The organism is Enterococcus sp. LJL51 (assembly GCF_049894025.1).
In the GTDB taxonomy this organism is placed as follows: Bacteria; Bacillota; Bacilli; order Lactobacillales; family Enterococcaceae; genus Enterococcus_L.
The window spans coordinates 299,279-311,261 of the sequence record NZ_JBNEQE010000001.1; the positions used below are offsets into that span (position 1 = coordinate 299,279).

At 40.2% G+C, this 11,983-nt stretch carries 11 protein-coding genes; 6 read left to right on the plus strand and 5 right to left on the minus strand.

Annotation, left to right across the window (positions count from 1 at the left end):
* Positions 1-12: 12 nt before the first annotated feature.
* From mvk to fni, 4 genes are read left to right on the plus strand one after another with little or no spacing between them, the layout of a single operon-like run.
* Positions 13-954: a mevalonate kinase gene (mvk, locus tag ACPWSO_RS01425; protein ID WP_426080984.1), complete on the plus strand. Its 942-nt coding sequence runs from the start codon at positions 13-15 to the stop codon at positions 952-954.
* Positions 951-1,955 carry a diphosphomevalonate decarboxylase gene (gene mvaD, locus ACPWSO_RS01430; protein ID WP_426080985.1) on the plus strand — a complete coding sequence of 335 codons (1,005 nt, stop codon included), beginning with the start codon at positions 951-953 and terminating at the stop codon, positions 1,953-1,955. Before mvk ends, mvaD begins: the two co-directional genes overlap by 4 nt.
* Positions 1,948-3,045, plus strand: coding sequence for a phosphomevalonate kinase (locus ACPWSO_RS01435; protein WP_426080986.1), 1,098 nt, complete (start codon positions 1,948-1,950; stop codon positions 3,043-3,045). Before mvaD ends, ACPWSO_RS01435 begins: the two co-directional genes overlap by 8 nt.
* Positions 3,026-4,081, plus strand: a complete 1,056-nt coding sequence (gene fni / locus ACPWSO_RS01440; RefSeq protein ID WP_426080987.1) for a type 2 isopentenyl-diphosphate Delta-isomerase — start codon at positions 3,026-3,028, stop codon at positions 4,079-4,081. Before ACPWSO_RS01435 ends, fni begins: the two co-directional genes overlap by 20 nt.
* 175 nt (positions 4,082-4,256) lie before the next feature.
* On the opposite strand, the gene ACPWSO_RS01445 is transcribed toward fni, so the two are convergent.
* Entirely contained in the window at positions 4,257-5,705 is a 1,449-nt protein-coding gene (locus ACPWSO_RS01445; RefSeq protein ID WP_426081158.1) for a glycoside hydrolase family 1 protein, read from the minus strand.
* Between the two features lie 162 nt (positions 5,706-5,867).
* Here ACPWSO_RS01445 and ACPWSO_RS01450 point away from each other — a divergent pair, with 162 nt between their 5' ends.
* Positions 5,868-6,662 carry a MurR/RpiR family transcriptional regulator gene (locus ACPWSO_RS01450; protein WP_426080988.1) on the plus strand — a complete coding sequence of 265 codons (795 nt, stop codon included), beginning with the start codon at positions 5,868-5,870 and terminating at the stop codon, positions 6,660-6,662.
* 276 nt (positions 6,663-6,938) lie between these two features.
* Here ACPWSO_RS01450 and ACPWSO_RS01455 read toward each other — a convergent pair whose 3' ends face one another.
* Genes ACPWSO_RS01455 through ACPWSO_RS01465 form a run of 3 tightly spaced genes read right to left on the minus strand, consistent with a single transcriptional unit; the run spans position 6,939 to position 9,135 of the window.
* Entirely contained in the window at positions 6,939-7,394 is a 456-nt protein-coding gene (locus tag ACPWSO_RS01455; protein WP_426080989.1) for a GNAT family N-acetyltransferase, read from the minus strand.
* A gap of 1 nt (position 7,395) precedes the next feature.
* Positions 7,396-7,950, minus strand: coding sequence for a GNAT family N-acetyltransferase (locus tag ACPWSO_RS01460; RefSeq protein ID WP_426080990.1), 555 nt, complete (start codon positions 7,948-7,950; stop codon positions 7,396-7,398).
* Positions 7,951-7,959: 9 nt separating this feature from the next.
* A complete protein-coding gene (locus tag ACPWSO_RS01465; RefSeq protein WP_426080991.1) occupies positions 7,960-9,135 on the minus strand; it encodes an RtcB family protein in 1,176 nt (391 codons plus the stop codon).
* Between the two features lie 594 nt (positions 9,136-9,729).
* Between ACPWSO_RS01465 and ACPWSO_RS01470 the strand changes: the two genes are divergently transcribed.
* Entirely contained in the window at positions 9,730-10,401 is a 672-nt protein-coding gene (locus tag ACPWSO_RS01470) for a CPBP family intramembrane glutamic endopeptidase (RefSeq protein ID WP_426080992.1), read from the plus strand.
* Between the two features lie 112 nt (positions 10,402-10,513).
* Here ACPWSO_RS01470 and ACPWSO_RS01475 read toward each other — a convergent pair.
* Positions 10,514-11,916, minus strand: a protein-coding gene (locus ACPWSO_RS01475; protein WP_426080993.1) for an IS3 family transposase whose coding sequence is annotated in 2 segments (ribosomal slippage) — positions 10,514-11,415 and positions 11,415-11,916 — 1,404 coding nt in all. Because the reading frame shifts where the segments join, the coding sequence is not laid out codon by codon here.
* Between the last annotated feature and the right edge of the window lie 67 nt (positions 11,917-11,983).

The following is an 11,983-nucleotide window of genomic DNA, read 5'->3' on the forward strand; positions in this document are numbered from 1 at the left end:
AGTTTTTTATAAATGAATAAGCTAACGAGCGGAACAGGTCATGCAACTGGAAAAATCATTTTGATTGGCGAGCATTCTGTCGTCTATGGCGAACCAGCTGTTGCATTTCCCTTCCAAGCGGCGCAGGTAACAACTACAGCAGTTCCTGCAAAAGAAATGACAATTGACTGCACTTATTATAAAGGACTGCTGGCGGATGCACCGGCAAAACTGAAAAATATTAAAGAAAGCATTTATCAGACACTAAATTACTTAAAAAAGGCTGAGTCTTTTACTTTTACTATAGATAGTACAATTCCACCAGAAAGAGGTATGGGCTCAAGTGCCGCAGTTGCAGTTTCTGTGATTCGCAGCTTGTTTGACTACTACAGCTATAGCTATACCAAAGCGGAACTAACTGTTTTAGTTAATCGGGCGGAAAAAATTGCTCATGGGAATCCCAGTGGGATTGACGGAGCCGCCACCAGCGGCTCCCAGCCATTGTTTTTTGTCAAGGGTAGCGAGCTTGAAACCTTTCCTATGAAGCTGGAAAATGCCTACCTGATTGTCGCAGACACTGACATCAAAGGGCAGACAAGAGAAGCTGTCAAAGACGTCGCTCATCTCTTTGATACTAATAAAGCAAAAATCAGCCCAAAAATTCAGCAGCTGGGAGAGCTGACAATTGAAGCGAAAGAAGCAATTTTAGCTAATGACGTTCGCAGGCTTGGCACTATTATGAACCAAGCTCAAATGTTGTTGGCTGATTTGACTGTCAGTCATCCAATGATTGACCGGCTGCTGGAAGCTGCCCACAAACAAGGGGCACTTGGAGCCAAGTTGACTGGCGGCGGACGCGGAGGCTGTGTTATCGCTCTAGCGGAGACACCAATTATTGCAGAAAAGATTGCTACGGCAATGAAGCAGCATGGCGCTGTAAATACCTGGATACAGACACTGGGGGATCTAGCATGAAACACATTGGAAAAGCACGGGCCTATACAAATATCGCCCTGATTAAGTACTGGGGGAAAAAAGATGAGCAGCTGATTCTACCTATGAACAGCAGTCTATCCCTAACATTGGACGCTTTTTATACAGAAACAGAGGTCACCTTTGACCCCGCTCTTTCACAGGATTGCTTCTATTTAAATGATCGTCTTCAAAATAAAGAGCAGACAAAAAAAATCAGCAAATTTTTGACAATTTTTAGAAATAAATACTCTATCAGCCACTACGCTTCAGTCGACAGCCGCAATTTTGTTCCTACAGCGGCTGGTTTAGCATCATCTGCAAGTGGTCTGGCAGCTTTAGCAGGTGCCTGCAGCGCTGCTCTATCCTTGGAGCTATCTCCTCAAGAGCTTTCTAAGCTGGCAAGAAGAGGTTCGGGTTCCGCCTGCCGCAGTATCTTCGGCGGATTTGCTGAATGGCGGAAAGGTGATTCAGATGATACCTCTTTCGCAGTTCAAGTTCCTGCTTCTTCGTGGGAAAATGAACTGTCTATGCTGTTTATTCTTGTAAATGACACACAAAAGGATGTTTCCAGCCGTGATGGAATGAAGCGAACGGTTGATACCTCGATTTTTTATCAAGGCTGGCTAACAGGGGCAGCTGACGATTTGGAGCTGGCTAAACAGGCGATTGCAGAAAATAATTTCAGCGCACTAGGTGAAGTCGCTGAATCAAATGCGCTTAGGATGCACGGTACAACACTAGGTGCTGTCCCTCCCTTTACTTACTGGTCACCAGATTCTCTCAAAGCGATGAATCTGGTTAGAAGCTGCCGGATGCGGGGCATCCCTTGCTACTTTACAATGGATGCCGGACCAAATGTTAAAGTACTTGTTCAGAAGAAGGATCAGGAAAAGCTTTATCATTTCTTTTCTGAGCATTTTAATGAAAAACAGTTGATTTTAGCCAATACCGGTCCAGGTTTGGAAATACTTAAACCGGAAAGGTTGATGGACAATGATTGAAGTATCTGCTCCCGGAAAGTTATTTATTTCTGGAGAATATGCTGTAGTAGAACCTGGTCATCCAGCAGTTATTGTGGCGGTTGATCAGTTTGTTACCGTTCGCCTGGAAGAGTCAACGGAGAATGGCAGCATTCAGTCGGAACAATATCGTTCAATTCCTGTGCGCTGGACTAGAAAGAATAACGAGCTGGTTTTAGATACTCGGGAGAACCCCTTTCACTATATTCTTGCAGCTATCCGTTTAACAGAAAAATATGCTCAGGAACAACAGCGTTCACTATCGTTTTACCACCTAAAAGTAACCAGCGAGCTAGACAGCGCCAGCGGTAGAAAATATGGACTGGGATCAAGCGGTGCTGTTACTGTAGCTACAGTGAAGGCTCTTAACCATTTTTATCAGCTGAAGCTGGCTAATGAGGAAATATTCAAGCTTTCCGCATTAGCTCATCTGGAAGTTCAGGGGAACGGCTCCTGTGGGGATATTGCCGCAAGCTGTTACGGCGGCTGGATTGCTTTTTCTACATTCGATCAGCAATGGGTAAGGGAACAAAGCCATAAAGCCTCTCTTTCTAAACTGTTGAATCAGCAATGGCCTAATTTAATGATTGAGCCTCTTCCGGTTCCCGAGCAGCTGCGGCTGCTCATTGGCTGGACAGGCAGTCCTGCTTCTACTTCTGATTTAGTCGATCAGGTACATCATTCGAAGAAAGAACGCGAAGCTTCTTATCAGTCCTTTCTCTCCAGCAGCAAATGCTGCGTTGAAAAAATGATTCGAGGCTTCAAGGAAAATAATCTCACTGCTATTCAGACGGCTCTTAGAGAGAACCGGTTGCTCTTACAACAGTTGACTTCTCTGACAGGTGTAGTCATTGAGACTCCCGCACTCAGAAAACTGTGTGATTTAGCCGAGGAATTCGGCGGAGCAGCGAAATCTTCTGGAGCTGGCGGCGGCGATTGCGGGATTGTTCTTTTCAAGCAAAAAAATGGTATTCTGCCTTTAGTCAGTGCTTGGGAGAAAGAGGAAATTACTTTACTGCCATTACATGTTTACTTTTATGGAGGTCATGAATATGAACAACCGCAAAGATGAACATTTATCTTTAGCTAAAGCTTTTCATAAAGAACAAGAGAATGATTTCGACCGTTTACGATTTGTCCATCATTCACTCCCAGAAGCGAGTACAGAGACTGTAGATTTAACCACGCATTTTCTCGGCTTTTCTCTTCCACTACCTTTTTATATCAATGCCATGACTGGCGGGAGTGAAAAAACCAAGAAAATCAATCAGCAGCTAGGAATCATTGCCAGAGAAACAGGAGTGTTGGTGGCTACAGGCTCTGTCAGTGCTGCATTGAAAGATCCGACTCTGTCAGACTCCTACAGTATTGTCCGCAAAGAGAACCCTAACGGGAAAATCCTTGCAAATATTGGAGCCGGTACTTCGTTAGACGATGCAAAGAGAGCTGTAGAGCTTTTCAAAGCGGATGGTCTGCAAATTCACTTGAATGCCCCCCAGGAACTAGTTATGCCTGAAGGGGACCGCGATTTTACCAGCTGGCTTGAGCAGATTGAAGAAATTAATCAGCAGCTTGATTGTCCTTTAATGGTTAAAGAAGTCGGCTTTGGTATGAGCAGTCAAACTCTTGCACAGCTATTTTCGATTGGTATTCAAACTGTTGATGTCAGCGGCCGTGGTGGAACCAGCTTTACACAAATTGAAAATGCCCGTAGAAAAAAAAGAGAACTTAGTTTCTTAAACGACTGGGGACAGTCTACAGTTATTTCTCTATTGGAGTCTTCTGTTCATCGTGATAAAATGACAATTTTGGCTTCCGGCGGCATTCGAAATTCTCTTGATATCATAAAAGCTCTAAGTCTAGGTGCTAAAGGCGTAGGCATTTCGGGGACTATTCTTACTTATCTTATGAGTAATGGTCTGGATGCTGCTATCGCTCTTGTCCGGCAATGGCAGGAAGAATTAACACTGCTTTACACCTTGCTTGGAAAACGTACGACTGAGGAACTGACGACCACCGACCTTGTTTTTGACCGTTCACTAATTGACTGGTGTGAAAGCCGGGGTATTCCTTACCAATACTACAGTCAACGAAGCTCGTCCTTTTAAGGTTGGTGAACAAGAATAGGGAAACTGTAGACGCAAAAGCTGCTTCTTCGAAAATAAGCACTCTCTAAGTATCCCCCTTACTATTTCTTGATATTACTGAGTCTATAAATACAACTAGTCTAAATTCCCTTTACCAATAAAAAAGGATTTCGGAAAAATTCCGAAATCCTTTTTCTTATGCTAAATCAGCTCCATTACTTGAAATAACCTTCTTGTACCAATCAAAAGAATCTTTTTTCGAGCGTGCCAGTGTGCCGTTCCCTTCATCATCCAAATCTACATAAATAAAACCGTAACGTTTAGACATTTCACTAGTGCTTGCACTAACTAAGTCTATACAGCCCCAAGGTGTGTAGCCCATCAACTCTACACCTTCATCAATGGCTGCTTCCATTTCTTTAATATGATCTCTTAAATAATCAATCCTGTAAGAATCATGAATGCTGCCGTCTGCCTCAACAACATCCTTCGCTCCCAGTCCATTTTCAACGATAAACAACGGGATTTGATAGCGGTCATATAGTTTATGCATTGTAATGCGTAATCCTACTGGATCAATCTGCCAACCCCAGTCACTGGCTTTAAGGTATGGATTTTTCTTAGAGCCCAGCAAATTACCACCTACTGTATCTGCTGATTTTTCATGAGTGGCGATGCTGCTCATATAGTAGCTAAAGGACATATAATCTACTGTTCCTTCGCGAAGCAGAGCATCATCTCCTGCTTCTTTCTTAATAGTAATTTGATTGTCCCGGAAAAATTTCTTCATATAGCTTGGGTAATAACCGCGAATCTGTACATCTGAATAAAACAAGTTTGTATGGTCACTATTGATACTCTCCATTACATCAAGCGGATTACTCGTATCAGGGTAAGCTTCCATTCTAGCAAGCATACAACCGATTTTTGCATCCGGGATAATCTCATGACAAGCCTTTACTGCCAGTGCACTAGCCACAAACTGATGGTGGGCTGCCTGATACTGTGCTTGTAACATATTATCTGTCTGATCAGCTAAAAGACCGCCGCTCAAGTACCCTGTCATACCGATAATATTGATTTCATTAAATGTTAGCCAATATTTCACTTTATCTTTATAACGATTGAAAAGAACACGGGTATATCTTTCAAAAGCAGTTATTGTTTTCCGACTTTCCCAACCATTTTGCTTGAAAGCTAATTCTAATGGAAATTCATAATGAGAGATTGTTACTAAAGGCTCGATTCCGTATTTCAACAGTTCATCAAAGACTCTATCATAAAAAGCCAAACCGGCTTCGTTCGGTTCTGCTTCATCACCATTTGGAAAAATCCGCGGCCAGGAAATAGACAGTCGAAACGTTTTGAAGCCCATTTCTGCAAATAACGCGATATCTTCTTTGTATCGATGATAAAAGTCAATCCCATGGCGTTTAGGGTACACGCCTTCCTGATCAGCCATCGCTGCTTTAACGTCAGCTGTTGTCATTGGCTTAGTAATAGCATGAATATCTGTTCCATTCTCCTTGATATAGCGAGCTGTGTCAGCTGTTGACCAGCCTTTTCCATCTTCTAAAAAAGCACCTTCAAATTGATTGGCAGCTGTTGCACCGCCCCATAAAAAGTTTTGAGGAAACCCACTCATAGTTTTCATCCTTTCTTTTCCGTTCTAGTGTATAATTGAATCATCTTAGTTATCATAGCACAGGAAAACCTCGCGGGATTTTCCTGTTTGTCTTTCTATTTTCAAATTTATCCGTCATTTTCACCATGATGAAAATGAACTTGTGATTGGAGTGCTTCACTGATGTTTGATATCTATAATTTTCTGACTTACTTGAATACCCACGAAAGAGAAACCAGCTATTCAAAAATCATTCTTTATCTATTGACTCATACAGAAGAAGTACCAAAACTGACAATTTCTGAAATTGCCCAACAGTGCTATGTGTCTCCGGCAACGCTGACTCGCTTTAGCCGCCATTTTCAGTTTGATTCCTTTGCCTCATTGAGAAAAGCACTCACTGCCCTTATTTCTTTGTCTCCCTACAACGCATTACGGATGAATACCGTCCAATTTCAGCTGTTGAAGGAAGAGCCCGAAAGCTATCTAAAAAATTACAGTGAAGAGATTACCACTGCTGTGCAGGATGTTTTGCAAACGATAGATATTCGTGTCATTGATGAACTGCTGCAGGAAATTCATAATGCCTCCACCGTTGTTTTAATCGGCTATAGTGCAACACTTGAGCTTGCCAAAGATATACAAACTTCACTTTTATCTAGTAAGAAAGTTGTTTTTTTAGGTGAAACAGAGGATTTGCAGCAGAAGCTGATTACATCCCTTGATAAACAATCGGTTATTATTGTCATTTCTTCATACGGGACGCTGCTGACAAAATCCCCCGAACTGGTTCAAATGATCAGTCAAAGTCCTGCAAAATCGGTTTTCATTACTCAAAATACCAAAAATATGCTGACAAATCAGTTTAGTCAGACAATTCATGTCACAACAGAAAATTATGTCCAGATTGGCACATATCCTTTAACATTCTTTTTTGACTATTTTACCCGAAGATATGCTGCATTATACGGAAGCTAAGGAAAAAGAAGTTCTTTTTATAACTGAAATAACCTCATCAATTTTGCTTAGCCTGACAGTAGTTATTTATGCCTCACCGCTGATTCGATTTTAGGTATACTAAAAGTCTGGGAATTTATTTATCTCCCAGACTCTACGATACCTATTATTTTTTGCCTATCAAAACAAGTTAACGTATAAAACTTTTTGGGTGGCTCCATTTTTTCTAAACTGCTTGATTTATAGTCTGCTAAAGCAAGATGATTGACGGTTCAACTATCTGAGAATCTCATTTAGTCAGCTAAAATCCCTGAGCATAGTCAGCTCGTTTTCATCATCCTTTTCACCAGTCTCTTTGAATCCCAATCTACGATACAACTGCAAAGCCTGTGTATTTTCTTCATGACAGGAAAGTCCAATACTTGTTCCTTTGCCAAATGGTTCCGAGCGGAAATAGTCCAGCACTAGCTTCAATCCTTCATAGCCATATCCTTGCCCCTGTTGGGCTGAGTCAATCAACATATGCCAGACACAGTACATACCGTCGGAAGGATCATAAATTGTTAATACATAGCCGACCATCTGCTCTTCTGCATAAATACCAAAGGGCTGCACTTGATCCCTGTTTACATAAGCATACGCCAGACTCCTTTCAATTGGTGCAACATATCTATGCTGCTCTTCTGCCACGTTTAATTGGAACGCAGCTTCTATATTCTCCTGTTTAATGGGTTCTAAATGAACATTTTTCATTCTATTTCCCCATTTCCATTTTTTTGTTTTTCAGTACCTCTGCCCAATCTGTACCTACATCTACAAAACCAGCATGTTTATATATATTTCTAGCAGCGGAATTCTGGTTGCTGACCACTAAATAGAGTTCATCGTATTTCATACTAGCTAAAGATGCTGCTGCAGTTTTTAGTAAAACGCCCGCTAATCCCTGTTTCCGAGCCTCTGGAGCTGTTGCCAGATAGACCAGAAGTGGCAGTCTTTTACGAAAAGCCGTTACCATTGCTGCTGCCTCAATATGCCCCGAAGCGTCCATCACTATAAAGGAATGCTCCTCGAGAAGCTCGCCGTATTTTCCAGAAAAGGTTTCTGCTACTTCCTGCTTCATCTCTTCCAGCGTTTCTCCCTGATCATCCTCTGTTCCCTGAAATGCCTGCCAGAGCATCTTGCCTAACTCCAGCTTTTTATCATTTGACAGATTTACCATTGTATTCAATTTTAGCCCGGCTTTTTCAGCCGATGCTTCCAACATCAACAAATCCTTTTTCATGATGCTTCTGTTTCTTGTCTGTGTCATTTCTCTACCTCATCCTTTAAAATTATATAGCGGGCGAATAATCTCCTGTACCTCCACTGCCGGTTCGATATCAGCCAATAACTGTTTCACCGGCTTATAAGCTTTAGGTGCTTCATCTATTGTTTTTTTGGAAACCGAGGTTGTCCAGATTCCTTTCATAACATGTTGATAGCTTTCCAGACTAATCTGGCGTTTCGCTTCCGACCTGCTTAGCTGACGGCCAGCTCCATGAGGTCCTGAATAGTTCCACTCAGGATTTCCTTTACCTCGTCCGATGATACTGCCGTCCTTCATATTCAAAGGGATAATCAGCTGCTCTCCTTTTTGAGCAGAGACTGCTCCCTTTCTCAAAATACTCTGCTTCAAATCAATATAATTGTGTGGACAATCAAATTGTTCAACTACTGATTTTTTCCACTTCATCCCTTTTAAGATGATTTCTGCCATTAAGCGGCGGTTTTCAGCAGCGTAGGCTTGGGCAATTTTCATATCGTTCAAATAGTCAGTTAATCCTTGACCAGACAAGTAGGACAGTTCGTAAGGTATTTTTGCTCTTTCCCGCTCTTCTTTCAGCTTTTGGACTTCTTCAATTTCGCCATTTTTTTCTGCGGTTTTCATTTGAAGCTTTAGCTCTTTTCTAAGTGTAGACAGCTCCTGATATGCTGCTTCCTGGTGATATTCGGCAATTTCTTTCCCTAAAATCCGGCTGCCGCTGTGAATAACGAGATAATAGCCGTCTTGCCCTTCATTTACTTCGATAAAATGATTACCTCCGCCGAGTGTTCCTAAGCTTCTAAGTACCCAGCCTTTATGAATTGGCGCCAATACCTCGCCTAATTCAAAATCACTGACTGGTTGTTTATGAGCCTGATTACCACTTGGTATTCTAGAGCGAATGATTCGGTCCAGCTTATCAAAATTCAGTTTAATATTCTTTTTGATTTTTACCGCATACAAGCCGCAGCCAATATCCACTCCAACCAGATTAGGAATAAGCTTATCGCTAATCTGCATTGTCGTACCGATTACACAGCCTGTTCCACTGTGCGTATCCGGCATAATTCTAATTTTACTATCTTTAGCAGCTATTTGATTACATAAGCCAATAATCTGACCAATCGTTCCATCACTAACCTGATCAGTATAAATGACTGCCTCGTTGTATTTTCCTTGTACTGTTAACATTCTGTTTCCTCATTTTCTTTTAAATTAGAACGCAGAATGCCTGCGTTCCTGTTATTTTTCTCTAAATTTTCCTTTTTTTCCACTCATGGGTAGCACCTCCGCTAATTTTGGGGCATACAAAAAACCTGACAACCACAAAAAATGATTGTCAGGTCTACTAATCTAAAACTACACACAGACTGATAACGAGACGATTCTTCGTCTTGTTTTCTCTACTTACCGATTGAACAAATAAATTATCTAGCTCAATAGATAGCTAAAAACCAGCTGTATACCTGTTTTAGTTTTTTGAGAGCGCATGAAAACAACATACGGATAACTCAAAAACACTAGCATATACTCGATCATTTTTTGTCTTTTGACACATTTTGCTTACTGTAGTTGTCATCATACTCTCTCCTCCTCTGCATGTTATTTATTTTATACTATCATGTCAGTTTTACCTCTGTCAACATTAATTTCATTTTCTACTTTAAAAAAAATCGCTGACTTACAGTTTCCCGCAAAAGTAAGTTTCTTATTCTAATGCTTGAAAACCAACCACCTGCTTTGTTAGAATTAATAGTTAGCATAGCTATATAAAGGAGTGAAGAAATGAACTATGTAAAGAATTTTTTTATTGTTGTCGGTTTATTTATTTTGAGTCAGGTGAGTATGACTGTTTTTGGTGTGCTCAAGGGGATGTCTCTAGCCAGCGGGCAGGCAGCAATGTCCAGCGTTAATACGCTAATTCTTATTCTTATTACAGTTGCCAATATTGTTTTATTGATGTGGCTGGCAAAAAAACTGAGTCTATGTGAGTTTACATTTGACTGGATAAACAAAAAAAATGTATTAATGATTGCTGTTCTGTATTTTGCAGGAAGAATTGTAGCGATTGGCGGTACTTATTTGGGGCAACTTGTAAATGGGCAGGAAACTACTGCTAATGATGCGATTATTGATTCTATCTTTTCCGGTGAAAGCTCTGTTCTGTTATTTTTGTTGATTGCAGTTTCAGCACCAATTATGGAGGAAATCGTTTTTCGCGGCGGCATTATGGGTCTACTGTTTAAAAATCAGCCATTTATCGGAATGGCTGTCAGCTCAATTGTTTTCGGATTGATTCATACCGCGACTACGTTTATTGATTTCATGCTCTATGCCTTACTTGGTCTGATTATGGCTTACCCATATTATAAAACGAAACGGCTGGAAGTTTCCATCGCGGTTCACTTCGTCAATAATGCCATTTCAGCAATTGCAATGATTCTGATGATGCAGTAAATCGTGTGAACATAGGAGTTATTTAAATCCAAAATGAAAGAGTTCAGGACCTTCTCTGTAGTGACCCCAAAAAGTTAGACTTTTTATAGAGTGGATTTTTCCACTCTATTTTTTATGCAGTTTTTTGATTGAATTGTCGAAATTCTACTGGGCTTTTCCAGTTAAGTTTTTCTTTGATTCGGTGATGATTATAATAATAAATGTAGTTCTCAATTGCTTCTCTTAGTTCATTTTGACTTTGATAGATTTTTCCATAGTACACCTCTTGTTTTAGGATGCTGAAGAAATTCTCCATAGGAGAATTATCTAAACAGGTTCCTTTTCGGGACATACTTTGAAAGATATTGTTGTCCTTTAATGTTTGTATATAGGCCTTCATTTGATAAGCCCAGCCTTGATCAGAGTGGAAGGTGCGACGATAAGGACAATCATCTGTTTGAAAGATAGCTTCTTCTAGACCAGTCATAATCGTTTTACCATTTGGTTGAGCAGAAAGGCTGTAGCTTAGAATTTCACTGTTATACATATCCATAAATGGATCTAAATATAGTTTTTTCTGGCGAAGGATACCTACTTTATCTGCTTCAAAGTACTTAAATTCAGTTGTATCTGTTGTGATTTTTTGATGTGGGACAGAGGTATTGAATCGGCGATGAATTAAATTTTTAGCGATTCTACCAACGGTTCCTTTATATGAATTGTACTTCCTAGATTTCTTAGTAAAAGCTTTGACTTGTAACTTTAACTTTTGAATTAATCGCTGCACTTTCTTTTTATTTACTTGAAATCCACGTCGTTTCAATTCTTGAGTCATCCTTCTATAACCATAATGTTGATGTTTTTTACGAATCGCTTGAATTTCTTCTTCGATTATTTGTGTTGAAACTGTTCTGTCGAGGCGTTTTTGCCAGTACATGTAAGTAGCTTTTGGAAACCTTAGGGTTTCCAGAATATCTTTTAATCGAAAGTGTCCTCGGAGACTGTGAATGATTCGCGCGATTCGTTCATTTTTTGTTTGTCCTCTAAACGCAGTCTCCTCAATTCTTTTAAATAGGCATTCTCAATTTTTAACATTCTATTTTCTTTTTCTAGTTTCTCTACTTGAGATTGTTCACTTAGTAATGACTGGGTTTCATTTCGTTTCTTCTTAGGCATTGTAGGTGGACGTCCTTTCTGTTTAGAGAGTCCATCTATACCAAACTTCCGATACGTTTTAAGCCAATTCGCAATCAATGGTGGATTATTCATTTTTAGAACATTGGCTACTTCTTGATAGGACAACTCTGTCGTTAGATACAACTCTATCGCATCTAGCTTAAATTGAACAGAGTAATTCTTACTTTTTCGACTACGAAGTAGTCCTTCTTCACCAAGTTCTTTATAGGCATTAATCCATTTGCTTATTTGAGAACTATTTTTAAACCCATACTTCTTTGCGAGAAACCGTAGACTTCCTTGACCAGATAAGTAGTCATGAACAAGTTTAAGTTTAAATTCAAAACTGTATTTTGCCATACAAAAAAAACCTCCAAAAGTTAGATTTCTAGGTCTAACTTTTGGGGGTCGGCTCACTCAAAGCCTT